This window comes from Olsenella sp. An188, from assembly GCF_002160255.1.
In the GTDB taxonomy this organism is placed as follows: domain Bacteria; phylum Actinomycetota; class Coriobacteriia; order Coriobacteriales; family Atopobiaceae; genus Thermophilibacter; species Thermophilibacter avistercoris.
On sequence record NZ_NFKF01000003.1, the window covers coordinates 107,648 to 124,223 of the forward strand.

General features: G+C 67.5%; 17 protein-coding genes and 1 tRNA gene. 12 read left to right on the forward strand and 6 right to left on the reverse strand.

Annotated elements, in window-relative coordinates; genetic code table 11:
- Positions 1-27 precede the first annotated feature (27 nt).
- The 3 genes from agaS to B5F23_RS04560 all read left to right on the forward strand — a co-directional run bounded on the left by agaS (position 28) and on the right by B5F23_RS04560 (position 3,225).
- Positions 28-1,194: an SIS domain-containing protein gene (gene agaS, locus B5F23_RS04550; protein ID WP_087352232.1), complete on the forward strand. Its 1,167-nt coding sequence runs from the start codon at positions 28-30 to the stop codon at positions 1,192-1,194.
- A 59-nt stretch (positions 1,195-1,253) separates the two neighbouring features.
- Complete coding sequence (nagA, locus tag B5F23_RS04555; protein WP_087352234.1) at positions 1,254-2,420, forward strand: N-acetylglucosamine-6-phosphate deacetylase; 1,167 nt, start codon at positions 1,254-1,256, stop codon at positions 2,418-2,420.
- A gap of 91 nt (positions 2,421-2,511) precedes the next feature.
- Complete coding sequence (locus B5F23_RS04560) at positions 2,512-3,225, forward strand: SIS domain-containing protein (protein ID WP_087352236.1); 714 nt, start codon at positions 2,512-2,514, stop codon at positions 3,223-3,225.
- 114 nt (positions 3,226-3,339) lie between these two features.
- On the opposite strand, the gene B5F23_RS04565 is transcribed toward B5F23_RS04560, so the two are convergent.
- Positions 3,340-3,416 (reverse strand) — tRNA-Met (locus tag B5F23_RS04565).
- Between the two features lie 376 nt (positions 3,417-3,792).
- On the opposite strand from B5F23_RS04565, the gene B5F23_RS04570 reads away from it, so the two are divergent.
- Both B5F23_RS04570 and B5F23_RS04575 read left to right on the forward strand, forming a co-directional pair.
- Positions 3,793-5,067 (forward strand): ammonium transporter, encoded by a 1,275-nt coding sequence (locus B5F23_RS04570; protein WP_087352238.1) that lies wholly within the window; start codon positions 3,793-3,795, stop codon positions 5,065-5,067.
- 60 nt (positions 5,068-5,127) lie between these two features.
- The gene (locus B5F23_RS04575; protein WP_087352240.1) at positions 5,128-5,466 is read left to right on the forward strand and encodes a P-II family nitrogen regulator; all 339 of its coding nucleotides are present in this window, start codon (positions 5,128-5,130) and stop codon (positions 5,464-5,466) included.
- 41 nt (positions 5,467-5,507) lie between these two features.
- Here the strand turns inward: B5F23_RS04575 and B5F23_RS04580 are convergent, their stop codons facing one another.
- A complete protein-coding gene (locus B5F23_RS04580) occupies positions 5,508-6,746 on the reverse strand; it encodes a Wadjet anti-phage system protein JetD domain-containing protein (RefSeq protein ID WP_206392250.1) in 1,239 nt (412 codons plus the stop codon).
- Between the two features lie 600 nt (positions 6,747-7,346).
- Between B5F23_RS04580 and B5F23_RS04585 the strand changes: the two genes are divergently transcribed.
- From B5F23_RS04585 to B5F23_RS04595, 3 genes are read left to right on the forward strand one after another with little or no spacing between them, the layout of a single operon-like run.
- Positions 7,347-8,093, forward strand: coding sequence for a DUF4352 domain-containing protein (locus B5F23_RS04585; protein ID WP_087352242.1), 747 nt, complete (start codon positions 7,347-7,349; stop codon positions 8,091-8,093).
- A 9-nt stretch (positions 8,094-8,102) separates the two neighbouring features.
- Entirely contained in the window at positions 8,103-8,522 is a 420-nt protein-coding gene (locus tag B5F23_RS04590) for a transcriptional regulator (RefSeq protein ID WP_087352244.1), read from the forward strand.
- A gap of 57 nt (positions 8,523-8,579) precedes the next feature.
- Positions 8,580-9,863 carry a serine/threonine protein kinase gene (locus B5F23_RS04595; protein ID WP_087352247.1) on the forward strand — a complete coding sequence of 428 codons (1,284 nt, stop codon included), beginning with the start codon at positions 8,580-8,582 and terminating at the stop codon, positions 9,861-9,863.
- A 33-nt stretch (positions 9,864-9,896) separates the two neighbouring features.
- Here B5F23_RS04595 and B5F23_RS04600 read toward each other — a convergent pair whose 3' ends face one another.
- The 3 genes from B5F23_RS04600 to B5F23_RS04610 form a co-directional block, all read right to left on the reverse strand.
- Entirely contained in the window at positions 9,897-11,036 is a 1,140-nt protein-coding gene (locus tag B5F23_RS04600; protein WP_087352249.1) for a hypothetical protein, read from the reverse strand.
- A 31-nt stretch (positions 11,037-11,067) separates the two neighbouring features.
- Entirely contained in the window at positions 11,068-11,682 is a 615-nt protein-coding gene (locus tag B5F23_RS04605; protein ID WP_087352251.1) for an HAD family hydrolase, read from the reverse strand.
- A 142-nt stretch (positions 11,683-11,824) separates the two neighbouring features.
- Entirely contained in the window at positions 11,825-12,841 is a 1,017-nt protein-coding gene (locus B5F23_RS04610; protein ID WP_087352252.1) for an HNH endonuclease, read from the reverse strand.
- Between the two features lie 92 nt (positions 12,842-12,933).
- Between B5F23_RS04610 and B5F23_RS04615 the strand changes: the two genes are divergently transcribed.
- From B5F23_RS04615 to B5F23_RS04630, 4 genes are all read left to right on the forward strand, one after another.
- Entirely contained in the window at positions 12,934-13,296 is a 363-nt protein-coding gene (locus B5F23_RS04615; protein WP_087352254.1) for an arsenate reductase family protein, read from the forward strand.
- Complete coding sequence (locus B5F23_RS04620; protein WP_087352255.1) at positions 13,290-13,952, forward strand: copper homeostasis protein CutC; 663 nt, start codon at positions 13,290-13,292, stop codon at positions 13,950-13,952. The genes B5F23_RS04615 and B5F23_RS04620 overlap by 7 nt, the downstream gene beginning before the upstream one ends.
- A gap of 85 nt (positions 13,953-14,037) precedes the next feature.
- Positions 14,038-14,658 carry a pentapeptide repeat-containing protein gene (locus B5F23_RS04625; protein WP_241145799.1) on the forward strand — a complete coding sequence of 207 codons (621 nt, stop codon included), beginning with the start codon at positions 14,038-14,040 and terminating at the stop codon, positions 14,656-14,658.
- Positions 14,649-15,068, forward strand: coding sequence for a PaaI family thioesterase (locus B5F23_RS04630; protein WP_206392253.1), 420 nt, complete (start codon positions 14,649-14,651; stop codon positions 15,066-15,068). Before B5F23_RS04625 ends, B5F23_RS04630 begins: the two co-directional genes overlap by 10 nt.
- A 33-nt stretch (positions 15,069-15,101) precedes the next feature.
- Here the strand turns inward: B5F23_RS04630 and B5F23_RS04635 are convergent, their stop codons facing one another.
- Entirely contained in the window at positions 15,102-16,298 is a 1,197-nt protein-coding gene (locus B5F23_RS04635; RefSeq protein ID WP_241145800.1) for a diphosphate--fructose-6-phosphate 1-phosphotransferase, read from the reverse strand.
- Positions 16,299-16,576 lie beyond the last annotated feature (278 nt).

Genomic DNA, 16,576 nt, shown 5'->3' on the forward strand with positions numbered 1-16,576 from the left:
GGCGGCTCAGGAGAAAGGAAGTTCAGCATGTTCGAGAAGAGCGTTGACGAGCTGAAGGAGCTCGGCGCCGACATCACGACCGCCGAGATCGCCCAGCAGCCCGACCTCTGGGAGGACACCTTCCAGATCTACGCCGACAACAAGGCCGCCATCGAGAAGTTCCTCGCCGAGGCCAACGCCATGGCCGAGGGCCGCACCTCCGTGGTCTTTGCGGGCGCCGGCACCTCCGACTACGTCGGCGACACCGTAGCCCCGTACCTGCGCCGCGCCGGCGACACCGCGACCTACGACTTCAAGCCGGTCGCCACGACCGACATCGTCTCCGCGCCGCGCGACTTCCTCGGCGCCGACGAGCCGACCATCCTGGTCTCCTTCGCGCGTTCCGGCAACAGCCCCGAGTCGCTTGCCGCCGTCGACGTTGCCCGCAAGTACGTGAAGAACATCAAGTTCCTCAACATCACCTGCGCCCCCGAGGGCAAGCTCGCCGTGGAGTCCGAGGGCGACCCGGACGCCCTCACGCTGCTCATCCCGCGCGCCAACGACAAGGGCTTCGCCATGACCGGCAGCTACTCCTGCATGGCGCTGCTCTCCACCCTCATCTTCGACACCGCCTCCGACGAGCAGAAGCTCGCGTGGGTGCGCGAGACGGCTAGGATGGGCCGCGAGGTCGTGGCGCGCGAGGACGAGGTCGGCGCGTTTCTCGCCGGCGACTTTGACCGCGTGACCTACCTCGGCTCGGGCTCCTTCGTGGGCCTGGCGCAGGAGTCGCAGCTCAAGATTCTCGAGCTCGCCCACGGCCTCACCGCCACGTCCTGGGACAGCTGCATGGGCTATCGCCACGGGCCCAAGAGCTTCGTCGACGACAAGACCCTCGTCTTCGTCTTCGTCAACAACGACGCCTACACGCGTCAGTACGACCTCGACATCCTGAACGAGATCGCCGGTGACGAGATCGCCCAGAAGACCATCGCCGTGCAGCAGGACTGCGGCACCCCGTTTGCGGGCGAGTCGTTCACGTTCGCCGGCGGCGAGGCCCTGCCCGAGGCCTACCTCGCCCTCCCGTTCGTGATGGTCGCCCAGGTCGTCTCGCTGCTCAACTCGGTCCGCGTGGGCAACACGCCGGACACGCCGAGCCCGAGCGGCACCGTCAACCGCGTGGTCAAGGGCGTGACCATCCACCCGTTCGAGGCATAGCGCAAACCTGTGGCGCGGAGGGGGAGCCCTCCGCGCCTTGTCGTGAGGAGAGAAGAGCCATGAGCACCTTTGCCATCAAGGCCGATCGCTTCGTGCTTCCGGGGGCCACCGTCCAGGGCGGCTACCTCACCGTGGAGGACGGTAAGTTCGGCATGTGGTCACCCGAGGCGCCGGACTGCGAGGTCCGCGACCTCACCGGCTGCATCGTGGGGCCGGGCCTCGTGGACACGCACATCCACGGCTTCTACAACCACGCCACGACCGACCGCGAGGCGGCCGGCATCAACGCGTCGAGCGTGGAGCTGGCGCGCCGCGGCACCACGGCATGGCTGCCCACCACCTTCACCGAGTCCGTCGACGAGATCGCCGACTCCTGCGCCGCCATCGCCGCGGCCGACGAGGCGCGCGGCGAGGACTTCGTGGGGGCGCGCATCGCCGGCATCTACCTCGAGGGCCCGTTCTTCACCGAGGCGCACGTGGGTGCGCAGAACCCCAAGTACCTCGTCGACCCGAGCGTCGAGGTCTTCGAGCGCTGGCAGGAGCAGGCTGGCGGGCGCATCGTGAAGAGCGCGCTGGCCGCCGAGCGCGACGGGGCGTGCCCGTACTGCGCCGCCCTCGCGGCCATGGGCGTGGTCACCTCCATCGGTCACTCCGACGCGACCTACGACCAGACGCTCGCCGCGGTGAACGCGGGGGCCAGCTGCTTCGTCCACACCTACAACGGCCAGCGTGGCCTGCACCACCGCGACCCCGGCGTGACGGGTGCCGCGATGACGACCAAGAACACCTACGCGGAGATCATCTGCGACGGCCGCCACGTCGTCCCGGCCGCCATCAAGGCGCTCGTCGACGCCAAGGGCTGGGAGCACACGGTGCTCATCACCGACTGCCTCGGCTGCGGCGGAATGCCCGAGGGCGAGTACATGTCCGGCGGCCTGCCGGTCGTCATGAAGGGCGGGCTGTGCTACCTGCGCAACGAGGACGGCACCACCGGGTCGATCGCCGGGTCCGTGCTCACGCTCGCCGAGGGCGTCAAGAACATGGTCGACTGGCAGATCGTGACCGCCGACCAGGCCATCCGCATGGCCACCGAGGTCGCGGCCCGCTCCGCGCGCGTGGACGACCGCTTCGGCCTCATCTACCCGGGACGTGATGCGGACATGACGGTCTTCAACGCGGACATGACGCTCGCGACCACGTTCGTGGGCGGCGTCGAGGTCAAGTAGGGGGCATCCCGGCGCGCGGCGCGGGACGAGAGCCCGCGCCCGTGCCGGGACGCCTGCGGCTGTGTTTGTCGCATCAGGGGAGGAGCGTGCGATGAAGGGGACGGCGGCGCGGTTCAAGGCAGAGGTCCTGCGAAGGCTCGACGAGGTGTTCGACGGCCAGGAGGACGCCCTGCACGAGGCCGCGGAGATCTTTGCGGACACGATCGAGCGCGGCGGCATCATCCGCGCCTTCGGGTCCGGCCACAGCCACGCAAACGCGCTCGAGATCTGCGGGCGCGCGGGTGGCTACATCCAGACCAAGATCGTCCGCGAGCCGGCGCTTGGCATCTACGAGATGCTCGACGGCGTGGGGGACCAGTTCTGGTACAAGCTCGACCTCAGGCCCGAGGACTGCTTCGTCGTGATTTCCAACTCCGGGCGCAACCCGCTGCCCGTCGAGCTGGCCATGCACGCGCGCGAGGCTGGCGTCAAGGTGATCGCCGTCACGGCGCTCGACGTCTCGAGCGCCGGCACGTCTCGCAGCAAGAGCGGCAAGCGCCTCTTTGAGTGCGCCGACGTGGTGCTGGACAACAAGTCGTCCTTCGGCGACGCCGCGCTCGAGGTGGAGGGGCTCTCGACGCGCGTGGGAGGCACCTCGCTCTACACGGGCTGCCTGCTGCTCGACTGCGCGATCATGGAGTCGATCGACATCCTGCTCGAGCGCGGTGTGCAGCCGCCGCTCTACATGAGCGCCAACGTCGACGGCGGCCCCGAGTTCAACCAGCGCCTGCTGGACCAGTTCAAGGACCGCCTCGCCGAGTACTAGGCAAGGGAGAGAGGGGAGCGGGCGGGCGGCGTCCTGATTCTGGGCGCCGCCCGTCCCTTCATGTCGAGAGACAAAAAAGCCCGGAGGACGTATGGCCTCCGGGCTGCAGGTTCATGGTCGCGGGGGCAGGATTTGAACCTACGACCTCCGGGTTATGAGCCCGACGAGCTACCAGACTGCTCCACCCCGCAATGTATGTAGTTCACATGTATTTTAGTGCCTGTGAACTTGGCACTTCCGCAGGGTTATGAGCCCGACGAGCTACCAGACTGCTCCACCCCGCAATTGGGTGCACATCGCGTGTGCAAGAAGTAACTATATCCACCCCTCGTTCTTCTCGCAAGGTCATTTTTAGGATGTGAACGTGTCTCCACAATTGAGCGGGTCACGAGGCTGTGTCGGAGCTTTTCAGCCTCGTTTCGGGCGGAAGACGCTGCGTTGCGGGAGGGCTTCGTACGTTACGGATTGCGCGCGAGCGCGTAAACAGGGCTGCCTTCGGGCGGCGTGCTGCCTCGGCTGGTGGGACACTCGCCGGCGTCACGTCCGCGTCCACCCAGGGAGGCCGCCATGTACGATACCGGCTCAACCGCCTTCATGCTTGTCTGCACCATGCTTGTCCTGCTCATGACACCGGGGCTCGCCTTCTTCTACGGCGGCCTCTCGCGTCGCAAGAACGTGGTCAACACGATGCTCATGTCGTTTGCCGTGATTGGCATCGTGGGGCTCACGTGGGTGCTCGTGGGCTGGTCGCTTGCCTATGGCGGCGACGGGTCCAACCCGGTCATCGGCGGCCTTGACCAGCTTGGGCTCTCGGGCGTCGTCGGGGGCATGCTGGACGAGGCACAGGTCGCGGACGGGTCATCCTACCCCTCCGTGGTCGACGTGACCTTCCAGATGGCGTTTGCCCTCATCACCACGGCCATCATCACGGGGTCGGTTGCCGGGCGCATGCGCTTTGGTGCGGTCGCGCTGTTTGTTGCCGTCTGGTCCGTCGTGGTGTATGCCCCGCTCGCGCACATGGTCTGGGGCGGGGAGGGGAGCCTCGTCGGCGGCATCATCGGCGCGCTCGACTTTGCCGGCGGTGACGTGGTGCACATCAGCTCTGGACTCACCGGGCTCGTCCTGTGCCTGTTCCTCGGTGCGCGCAGGGGCTTTGGCCTCAAGACCTACCGGCCTCACAACGTGCCGTTCGTCGCGCTCGGTGCCGGCCTGCTCTGGTTCGGATGGATGGGCTTCAACGGCGGATCTGCCTTCGCCGCCAGCGACGTCGCCGGCCTCGCCGTCCTCAACACGGTTGCGGCGAGCGCCGCGGGCCTGTCTGCCTGGCTTGTGGTCGAGCGTGTCAGGACGGGTAAGGCCACGCTCGTCGGCGCCTGCACCGGCCTGGTGGCAGGGCTCGTCGTGGTGACCCCGGGCGCGGGCTACGTGGAGCCCTGGGCTGCCGTGGTCATGGGCGTGGTCGTCTCCCCGGTCTGCTACTTCATGATCTCCCACCTCAAGGCGCGCCTTGGCTATGACGACGCGCTCGACGCCTTTGGCTGCCACGGCGTGGGCGGCGTCCTGGGCGGTCTGCTCACCGGCATCTTCTGCCTGCCCGAGCTCTCCCCGAGCGGCCTGGGCGGCCTGCTCTACACCGGCAGTCCGGAGCTGCTTGTCCGGCAGGCGCTCGGAATCGTGGTGACGATCGTCATCGTTGGCGTGCTCGACCTGGTGATCGTGCTCGCGGTGCGCGCCGCCTTCCACGGCAGGCTGCGCGTGGAGCAGAGCGAGGAGGCGCTCGGCCTCGACGTCGCATCCCACGGAGAGAGCGCCTACCCCGCCTACTCGGGCCTCGACTCGTAGTCCCAGCGCGTCGGGGCGTCCCAGGAAGCCGGCAAACAGCCATCTGTCAAGGAGCAAAGCATGAAGAAGGTAACTGCCATCATCCGCCCGGAGAAGCTCGAGGAGCTCAAGGACGCGCTCAGCGAGAGGGGCGTGCACGGCATGACGGTCTACGAGGTCATGGGCTGCGGAAGCCAGCTCGGCTGGAGCGAGTTCTACCGCGGCACCGAGGTCATGCTCAACATGATCCCCAAGGTGAAGGTCGAGCTCGTGGTCAACGACGCGCAGGTTGAGGGCCTGATAGAGCTCGTCTGCGAGGTGGCGCGCACTGGCGAGGTGGGAGACGGCAAGATCTTCGTCTACCCGGTGGAGGAATGCGTGCGCATCCGTACGGGCGAGCGTGGCGTGAGGGCCGTCTAGCCTCTTGCCGGCGCGCCCTTCGCAAGGCGCGCCGGCGTTCCCTAGAGGTCCTCGGCGGTGATGATCTCCTGCGGGATGAGCCGTGCCCCGTCGAGGACCTCGCGCAGGTAGGCAGCCTCGCGCTTCTTGAGGCAGGGCTCCAGGAGCTCGAAGCCGCGCACGGGGACCCCGCCCTGGTCGGTCTCCTCGTTGCCGCGGGGGTCGGGGAAGCGACGCATCGCGCGCTGGAGCATGAGGCGGTAGGCAGGCGCGAAGGGGGCGACGTCAAAGCGCCCGTCTGCGAGCTCGACGAGCTTGGCGAGGATCTGCAGGCCCGCACGGTCGAGGTCGCCCCAGTAGAGCACCTCGACGCGCTCGGCGCATAGCGTGGCAAGAAGGTCGGGCAGCTTGTGGGGGTCGTCGACCAGGTATCCGTTGCCAAAGACCACGCCGTGGACCCGCTCTCCGAGGATGCGCTTGCGACCCTCGACGAACATCGCGTTTCTCATGTTGACCCAGGGGTCGAGGTTCTCGGACACGACGAGGCGCATCTGGCGGTGGTGCTTGGGAATGTGGTGGAGCAGCTCGAGCTTGGCCTGCGGCCGGCAGCACAGCACGTCGGCGAGGCCCATGAGGTGCAGCAGCTTGCGCCCCTCGGACTCGAGCGCCAGGAACTTCTCGTCCCCAAAGACGCGGTAGGAGAGCTCGCGGCAGCTGAGGGTCCCGTCGCCGAGGGTGGGGGAGCCGGCGAGCGCGGCGTCGAGCGCGCGCAGCTCGCGCTCGTAGCGGACGAAGGCGTCGGGGGTGCTGAGCAGCCAGCCGTTGATCCACAGGCGCGGGTCGAGGTCGATGATCTTGCGGCGGATGTCGTTGAGCTCGGGCGTCTGCTTGCGGACGGTGTCGAGACGCGCGAGCGTGCGGGCGTCACGTCGTGCGGGCGGCTTGGGGCGCTCGGCGCGTGCGATGGCGCGCGGGGCGCCGTCGCTCTTTTCGGTGTGGTCGTCCGCCTCGCCGGGCTGGTCCTGGGGCTGGCGAGCCGAGAGGGAGAGGTCGTAGAAGTCTCCCTCCGAGGGGGAGAGCACCCCGATGCGTACGAGCGCCTTGAGGGAGGCGTCCCCCGCGCCGTACTTCGCGAGCACCTCGAGCACCTCCTCGCGCGCGAGGCGCGGCTTGCGCAGGCGTACGAGGCCGCTGGCGATTCCGCCCGCGTTGCCGCGCTCCTGAGCGGGCAGCTCCTTGCCCAGGACCTTGGCGAGCGCCACGACGGCGGCCTGCTCCTGCTCGGTGAGTTTCTGTGCCATGGGGTGCCTTTCGTTCGACTGGGCCTTCCAGCATACCGCGAAAGGAGGGAAGTGGCTCCTTGCATTGGCGCTGGCGCGACGCCGGGCCCTGCCCCCCGCCGTGAGCCAGCCGAAGAGCCGCGTGCAAAGGTCGTTTTGCGGCGGGCTCTTCGAATCGAGCGTGCAGTTTGGCCCTTCAGTCCATGAAGACAGGGTTTCGTGGAGCAGTTTGGCCTCTCAGTTCATGCCCTTTTGCCCCCTCAGAGCGAAATGGGACTCATTCGATTCAAATTATGGTTCTCTTTCCTGGGCAAACGGGAAATCGTGGCCGCGGTCGCGCCGAAAACTCATGTACCGAGAGGTCAAATTGCACAATCGACCCGCGTTTTCATGGCTCGAAGGGCCAAATTGCACAAAAGGATACCCCTGCTGGACCGCACGCCGCTGTTTTGGGCCCGGTCTGCAGTCCCCAATCCGGTTTCGCTCTCGGGCAGCCGCCCCTCAGGCATTCTCGGGCCGCTCCCTCTCATTAGCTGGCAGCTAATGAAATCGACGCGGCGCTCTCCAATAATGGGCTCGTTCGAACGCAGCCTCGTTGGACGCCAAGGGAAAGGCACAAGCATGAGCGACAAGAACATGGGCAAGAGCACGTCTGGAACGGCGATCGCGGGCCTGGTGCTGGGTATCGTCGCGGCGGTCTCGTCGTGGGTCCCCATCGTCAACAACCTCTCGTTTCTGATCGGCCTGGTCGGCCTCGTCCTGGCGGTCGTCGGCCTGGTGGGTGTCATGCGCGGAAAGAAGTCCGGCAAGGGGATGGCCATTGCGGCGCTTGTCGTGAACGTCGCTGCCATCGTCATCGTCTTGGGCACCCAGAGCGCCATGAGCGCCGCCATCGACGAGGCCACGAACGGCCCGGCGGTCTCCGGGGTCACCGCTCAGTCGAGCGACGACTCGGCGGACGACTCGGCGGACGCGTCGACCGGCGACTCCTCCCAGCCCGCCTCCACCGACCTTGCCCCCGGGACCTCCGTCGACCTGGCGAACGGGCTCTCCGTGACCGTGGATTCCGTCGAGGCCGGGCTCGTCAACTACGACGGGTCCACGGTCGTGGGCGTGCACGTCACCTACGTCAACAACGGGGAGGAGGGAGCCAGCTACAACTCCTACGACTGGAAGGGCGAGAACGCCGACGGCGCCCAGGAGCACACCGTCTACTTCAGCGAGGCGACCGACGACCTTGGCTACGGAACGCTCGCTGCCGGCGGCACCAAGTCCGGTACCATCTACTTTGCGGAGGGAGCCGTCAAGGCGCTGTACTTTGGCTCTCCGCTGAGTGACACCCCCACCGCAAGCTGGGTCGTAGAGTAAGGGCACACGATGAGCGAACCGCTGACCGAGGAGCTGCTCGACGAGCTTCTCTCCACGTCGAGCATCGACGACTACCTCGAGGAGCACGAGTCGCGCAGCCCGACCCTGGCCGAGTACCTCCAGCAGCTTCTGGACGAGAAGGGCCTCGAGCGCTCGCGCGTGGTGCGCATGGCAAACCTCAACGACACCTTCGGCTACCAGATCTTCCAGGGCACGCGACACCCAAGCCGCGACAAGGTCCTCCAGATCGCCTTCGCCATGGCGCTCACCCTGCGCGAGACCAACCGAGCGCTCACCGCGGCCGGCGTCTCGGAGCTCTACTGCAAGGACCGGCGCGACGCGATCATCATCTTCTGCATCGACCGCGGCTGCTCGCTGCAGAAGGTCAACGAGGAGCTCTATCGCTTCGGCGAGAAGACCGTCTGCTAGCGGCGCGGGCGCCTCCGCGTCACCGGGGGCGTCCGCGCGCTCTGCTACGATGTGCTCATGGAAGCCAGCACGAACAGCGGCGACGAGCTCGCCGCCTACCTTGCCTCGCTCGAGCGCGACGCCTGCTACCGCGTGGACGCGGTCTACAAGGACGGCCGCTACGAGCGCACCGAGCGCGTGTTCTTCGTGGGCGAGAACGGCGCCGAGCTCGGTCCGTTCGTGCGCAAGCTGCTCGTGGCGGACGCGGGGCTCGGCGGTGCCTACGAGACCCTGCTCGAGGCGCAGCGCGCCGGCGCCCGGTTCGCCCACCTCCCGCGCATCGTGGAGTGCCATCGCGGGGACGATCGCCTCGTCGTGGTGATGGAGCACGTCGAGGGGGAGACGCTCGCCGAGTGCGTGGATGGCGTCGACGGGGCTGCCGGGCGCCTCGACCTTGCCCGCTGGGTCTTCCCCGAGCTCTGCGACGCCGTGAGCGAGCTTCACGAGCGCATCGAGCCCCCGCTCATCCACCGCGACCTCAAGCCGAGCAACGTCATGGTGTCCAAGGCCGGTGTCACCCTCATTGACCTGGGCATCGCCCGCACGTTCAAGGAGGGCGCCGAGCGCGACACCGTGCGCTTCGGCACGCGTGCCTACGCGCCGCCCGAGCAGTTCGGCTTTGGCCAGACTGGCGTGACGAGTGATGTGTACGCGCTTGGGATGCTGCTCTTCTTCTGCCTCGCGGGCCGCGAGCCAACGACGCGTGACCGCGAGGAGGGCTTCGCGGGCGCCGGCGTGCCGGACGCGCTGCGCGCCGTGGTCCGCCACGCGACGGAGCTCGACCCGGCGGCGCGCTACGGCAGCGCGCGTGGGCTCAGGGCGGCGTTTCTCGCCGCGTTGCCTCAGGTGGGGGACGCGTCCGCGGGCGAGAAGGACGCTCGCTCGGCAGACACGCCGCCGACCTCCTTCGACTACCCGCGCGGCCGCGTCGCCCGCGCGCTTCCGGGTGAGGGGGGCGCGGGTCCGCTCTCGCGCGTGCCGGCATGGGTCGGCGTGGTCTGGAACACGGTGGTGCTTCTCGTCTGCGCGGTGCTCGTCGTGGGCTGCGTGATGGCGGTCGTCGATCCCACGCCGGAGAACGCCGCTTGGCCTGCGTGGTACCTGGCGTGGAGCTACTTCGCCTTCATGGTTCCGGAAATCGTCATCGCTGCCTACCTGCTGCTTGACCGGCGCCCGGTGCGCCGGGCGATTCCGCCGCTGGCACGTCTCACCGTGGGCCGCGAGCTTCGCGTGGGGCTTCTCGCCATGCTGGCGCTTCTCGCCGCGTGGATCGTTGCGACGGTGGTGATGCAGGCCGGGTAGTCGGGCGGCCTCGCGGCGCGCCGGACTTGACCGCTACCGCGCCTCGAAGGTCAGGTAGACGTACGAGCTGCTGTACTCGTCGTACTCCTCCTCCGGGTCGGTCTCGTAGCTCACCGTGCCGGAGAGGCCGCCCGCCGCGTCAAACCGGACGATGAGGTCGTCGTAGTACGAGCCTGCGCCGAACTGCTCCACGAACTCCTCCGGGAAGGTGGGCTCGGCCGCGAGCAGGCCGTCTGCGGCGACAGGCACGTCGAGCCCGGCGACCATCTCCGAGAGGCTCGCGAAGTCGCGCTCCGCCCGCGCGAGGTTCTCCTCCGGCGCGAGCGAGAGGTCGAAGTCTGTGTGGAAGTCCAGCGTCTCCACCACGCCGTCCTCGTTCATGGTCACGCACAGGCTGGACGTCTCCGGGTCACCGATGTCGAGCGTGTAGCCAAAGACGCGGTAGCCGTAGCTCTGGTAGCCCTCCTGCGGGTCGTCCGCGGAGACGTAGCCGCAGCCGCCGTCCTCGAACGCCGCGGCGACGGCGTCTATGGTCTCCGCGGCGGCCTGCTGCGCCTCGGACATGGCTGACGCCGACGCGGCGAAGCGCGGGACAAACACAATCACAAGTGCAATCACCGGGGCGAGAAACACCGCGAGGCGCCGCGGGGCGAGCCTGGGCATGGGCAGGCGGTAGCCCTCCGCGATGCGCCGGGCTGCCTCGTGCAGGGTGTGCATGAGGTGCCAGATGCCGAAGAGCCCGAGCGCGCCGGCGGCCACCTGCGCGGTCTCGCCGATGCCCTCGAGGTTCCTGTCGCCCCGCCCCTCGCCGACGGCCTGCGCCACGCGGCCCGCCGAGGCGAGGCCGAGGGCGGCGTTGAGCTCGCCGGGCGTGCTCGCGTCCACGTGCGGGGTGAGCGCCGCGCGCTCGACGGCGGCCCACTCGTCGGAGCCGGCGAGCGCGCGCGAGCGCACCAGCAGAACCATGGAGATGACCAGGTAGACGGCAACGATGGGAAGCAGCGCGAAGATGCCCACGTCATAGGTGCCCCGCGACTCCAGGGCGATGTCGTCGATCATGATGAGTACCACCCACGCCGCGAGCGTGGGGAAGATCGCGAGGAGGAAGTAGCCTCCCAGCTTGGGCCAGAGGTAGAGGCGCCGGATGAGGCGTACGTCTGAGTCGGTGAACATGGGGCTCCCTGGTCCTTCTTGCCGAGCGCGCCTAGCTGAGCAGACGCACGTTGGCCTCGAGCTCGGCGATGTTGTCCTGGTAGTGGAACGCGTGCATGCCCGCCGCCCGTGCGCCCTCGCAGTTGTCCGCGTTGTCGTCCACGAAGAGGCACTCCTCGGGCTCCAGCTCAAAGCGGTCGCAGAGCAGGCGGTAGACTGCCGGGTCCGGCTTCATGAGGCGCTCCTCGGCGGAGATGACGTAGCCGTCGAGGAAGGGGAGGGCGGGCGCGTGGGAGAGCTGCTCCATGACGCGTGTGTTGGCGTTGGAGAGCAGGTAGATGCCGTAGCCCTCTCCCTTGAGGCGGATGGCGAGGTCGTTGGTGGCCTCGATGGGGCGGGAGTGCTCCGGCCAGTGGCGGATGCACTCGCGAAGGTTGGGGCGCAGGCGCTCGGGCAGGTGGGCGGCGGCAACGCGGGACATGGTCTCGTGGCTGATGGTGCCGGAGTCCAGCAGGGCCCACGTGGTGGAGCCAAAGAGCGCGGCGTTGAGCAGCTCGGCGTCCTCGGGCGTGTCCGTGAAGAGCGTCGAGAAGTACGGCCCGTCGAAGGTCATGAGCACGTTGCCCATGTCAAAGATGACGTTTTTGATCGGTGCGCCGCTCGTCATGGGTGCCTCCCGCTGGTCGGGGTCCCTCCCTACAATCACGCTGAAAGTATACCGCTGGGCGGGGTGGCGGCTGCGGGCGGGCGCGTTGGGTGGCTCGTGCGGAGCTTTGCGTCGGGAGCGGGTGGGCCGCCACCATGCGTATCTAGGCGACAAGAACGTGGTTTTCCTGTCTGAACTGCTCGTAGTGCACGGCGAGAAGGTCGTTGCTCGGCGAAAGCTCGGGACGAACGGTCTCGCTTAGCCTCTTCATGTTGTAGCGCTCGTAGTCAGTGTTCCCAAGGCGGTCGCTGAGTCTCAGGACGTGTGTGTCCGGTTCAACGGAGATGAGGTGTGCGTCATAGAGTAGGTGAAGGTCCGCACGCAGGAGGATTCCGTTCTGTACGACCTGCGACCTACGCCCACGATAGGGATTGATGTGCGCGGCCTGGAGGACGGTTTCGACCGAGGTACCTGAAATGGCGCAGGCTCCCGCATACGCGTCCATGAGGTCGCTTCGGAATCTTCCCTGCTGCTCTCGTCTGATTATCTGAGCGGTGGCCACACGTCGTTCGTCGGATCCGTCGTACTCGATCATGACCTGCTGGCTCTTGGAGGGAAGTGCGTCGAAGCCCCGTGCGGCGAACGATCCCGCCGACTCAGTTGAGCTCGAGATTGGACCATGCAAGGTGAACATGTGCGTTGCGCCGTTGTAGCGTTCGACGAGGGCAAGGCCGAGCACGCGATAACCTTTGCGCTCACTCATCATGACCCCGACAGGAACGCCGTCGGTGAGGCAGTTCATCAGCGCCTCGTTGTAGCCTTGGCTCAAGTCGGACCCCTGATGTGCGGCGTAGTCGACGATCCAGGTCCCGTCGGCGAGTGGGATGGGCTTCCTGTCGTTGTAGCGCCCTGCTCCGCTTGAGTGGACCGAGAGGGCGTAACGCCGGCTTGACGCATAGGCAACGTGCGCAGCTCCGGGAACGTAGATGCCCGAGTCCCTGCTCAGCGGGATGGGCGTGTTCGGCTTGCGTTCCATTCGGTGGGGGAGCCGAGAGATCTTCTCGCCTGCGTTCTCGATGAACCACTCGTAGCATGGGACGAACTGCTCGGGAACGAGTCTCTTGGCGCGATCGAGCGACGGGAGAAGGATGGGGCACTCGTAGACAAGCTGACCAGACACGACTCCTCCCTTCCTTACCGGCGATTATAGGACAACCTCTGTCCCCCGCACGTGCTACACTGGCGCCACGGCAACGGATGGGAGGAAACACCATGGCTGACGTGCTCTTTGTTGAGTATCCCAAGTGCAGCACCTGCAGGCGGGCCAAGGCGTGGCTGGACGCGCACGGCGTGAGCTACACGGACCGCCACATCGTCGAGGACAACCCCACGGCAGACGAGCTCGTCGCCTGGCAGGCTCGCTCGGGCCTCCCCGTTCGCCGCTTCTTCAACACGAGCGGGCGGCTCTACCGCGAGCGGAACATCAAGGCCCTTCTCGACGCCGGAATGTCCGACGAGGACGCCTTCGCGCTGCTGTCCGAGGACGGGATGCTGGTGAAGCGACCGATCGTGGTGGGGGAAGACTTCGTGCTCGTGGGCTTTCGCGAGGCGGACTGGGAGGCGGCCCTATGCTGACGCGTGAGTTCTGCGCCGAGAACATGGAGCTCGTTCCCGCGGCGGTCGCTGCGGGCGCGGCGCGCGTCGAGCTCTGCGACAACCTGGCCGTGGGCGGCACCTCGCCCAGCTACGGCGTCATTCGCGCTGCCGTCGCGCACGCGCGCGAGACGGGCACGAGGGTGATGTGCATGGTCCGCCCGCGAGGCGGAAGCTTCGAGTACGACCCGGACGAGGCGGCCATGATGCGTGACGACCTGCTCTGCGCCAAGCGCCTCGGCGTGGACGGCGTGGTGTTCGGCTGCCTGCGCGACGGCCACCTCGACCGCGAGCTCACCTCCGAGCTGGCGCGTCTCGCGCACGAGGACGCGCCGGACGCTCCCGGTCACGTGGACGTGACCTTCCACATGGCCTTTGACGCCCTGCCAGCGGACGAGCAGCTCGCGGCCATCGACTGGCTCGCCGACCAGGGCGTGGAGCGCATCCTCACGCACGGTGGCGCGGCCGGCACGCCCATCGCGGACAACCTCGGGCGCCTGCGGGAGTTCGTCGAACGCGCCGCGGGCCGAATCACCATCTTGCCGGGTGGCGGCATCACCTGGGAGAACGCCGAGTCCGTGGCCCTTGAGCTCGGCGTTTCCGAGGTGCACGGCACCAAGATCGTCCGGGTGGCATAGCGTGGCCCAGGCAGGTGGGCGGACGCGGCGCGCTGCGGGCGCCGGCTCGGGGTTCGCCCAGGTGACGCCCGACCTGGGAGAGCATGTGAGTGGGGAGGTTCTTCTCGCCGCGCTCAAGGCGCCGGACGCGCGGGTGGAGAACACGTCCGTGTCCTCCCTCGAGCTGGAGGGCGTCTCCGCGGACGGGACGGCCTTTGAGAACGTGGTGTTTCGGAGCTGCACGTTCGATCGCGTGAACCTCTCCGGCTGCACGTTCACGGACGTGGTCTTTTCCGGCTGTCGGTTCGTGGGCTGTGACATGGGGCGCTGTTGGCTCAACCGCTGCGACTTTCGCAGCTGCTCGGCGCCTGGGCTGACGTTTCTCAAGGGGCGCCTCACCGGGGTGTCCATGACGGACAGCCAGATGGGGTACTGCGATCTCTCTGAGGCCACGGTCGACCGGCTGGTGGCGCGCGAGACCAGCCTCGTCGAGGCCAACGTCTACGGAACGAGGCTGCGCCGTGCGACGCTCGAGCGCTGTGACCTCACGCGCGCGACGGTCTTTCGCTCGAGTCTTGCCGGGATCGACCTCTCCACCTGCGAGATCGCGGGCATCCGCGTCTCGAGTGACTTTCACGAGCTGCGCGGCGCCACGGTGAGCGTCGAGCAGGCCGCGCAGCTCGTCGGGCTTCTTGGCGTCAAGGTAAAGGAGGACGAATGGCCCTGATAGACGAGAACGCCTCCCTCGAGGAGGTGCGGGCGGTCTTTAGGAACGACCACTTTGCCACCGACGCGTGCGGCTGTCGCGTCGTCGAGGCTGCGCGCGGGCATGCGGTCTGCGAGTTTGACATCACGCCGGGGCATCGCAACGAGAAGGGCGGCGTGATGGGCGGCGCCATCTTCACGGTTGCGGACCTCGCCTTTGCCGTTGCGTCCAACGTGGGCGAGGCCGTGACCGTCTCCGTGGCGAGCTCGATCGAGTTCATGAGCGCGGCGCGCGGGGAGAGGCTCATCGCCACGGCCGACGTGGACAAGAACGGCCGCACGCTGGCCTTCTACAACTGCCTCGTGACCGACGAGCTGGGCACGCCGGTGGCGCGCGTCACGCAGACCTGCATGCACCTGCGGGAGCGCTGAGGGGCCTCGGGCTCGGCCTTGGCGAGCGCGGGGCTAGTCCAGCTGCGCGAGCTGGGCCGGCAGCTCGCCCACGAGCGGGCGCATGTAGGTGCGAAGGCCCTCTCCGACTCCCATTCCGTCCGCGGAGATCCACTCGCTGGGCACGTTTCGTACCTGGTTGGCCACGGCGAGCACGTCGACGAGCTTGGTGCGGACCTCGTAGGGGGAGTCCGAGACGCGCTCGAGTGCGCACATCTTGGCGGTCTCCCCGGCAAAGGCAGCCTCGACCGCTGCGTACCCCAGGTCATAGGCCTCGTTGAGGTCGGTCTGGCTCGCGACGTAGCTGGCGCAGCGCTGGAGCGTGGAGAGCTCGACGGCGCGCGTCTTGCAGCCCAGCCGGTCCTTCGCGAGCGCCGCCAGGTAACGGCTCGCGCCCGAGAGCGTCGCGAGGTGCCCGAACTCGTCCGTGCCCACGCCCGGCGCCGCGGCGCGCTCGCAGACGAGCTGGCCGGATGCGTCACGCACGCCCTCGCTCACGCCCACCATCACCGTGTTCTTCTCGGCAAGAAGCGAGCCGAGGCGCTCCATGAGCGCGTCCTCGTTGAGGGGGACCTCCGGGAGCAGCACGACGTCCGGCTCGACGAGCGCGAGCGCGCAGGATGCGGTGAGCCAGCCTGCGTCGCGGCCCATGATCTCGACGAAGGTCACGCTCTTGAGGTTGTAGACGTCCGCGTCGTACGCGAGCTCGTTCATCGCGGTCGCGACGAAGCGGGCGGCGCTGCCGTAGCCAGGCGTGTGGTCGGTCCCGACGAGGTCGTTGTCGATGGTCTTGGGCACGCCGACGAAGCGGATGTCGCTGCCGGTCTGCTGTCCGTACGAGGCGAGCTTGGCGATGGTGTCCATGGAGTCGTTGCCGCCGATGTAGAGGACGGCGGACGCCCCCACCTCGTCGAAGCGCCTGAAGAGCCGTTCGTAGACGTCATGGCCTTCGGTGGGGGAGGGCAGCTTGAAGCGGCAGCTTCCAAGCCAGCTGGCGGGGGTGTTGCACAGAAGGTCGAGGTCAACGCGGCTTCCGAAGGCCTCGTCGAGTCGGACGGAGCGCCCGTCGAGGAACCCCTGGATTCCGTAGCGCATGCCCTCGACGCGCGCGCCTTCGAGGATGCCTGCGGCGATTACGCCCGCCAGGCTCGCGTTGATGGCCGCCGTGGGTCCGCCCGACTGTCCAACCAGCACGCACTTTTCGACCGCCACGATGCCTCCTTCGGTGTCTGCTCGATGTCGCAAAGCATATCTTATGTTCTGGAACGGCATCATCGTGTGTAATATCGGCCTTCGAGCCATGTTTTCCGGGGTCTGCGGTGCAATTTGACCTTTCGGTCCATGCAAATTCACCCCTAGGCCGTGGAACCAGTTCGAAGTATTTGCTAATAAAATGATAAACCCCAGTTGGCGAGAGGCTGCCGGCGTGTCAGGTCTCGTCAGTTCATGGACCGAAGGGCAAAACTGCACAGCGAGACGTGGGTTTCATG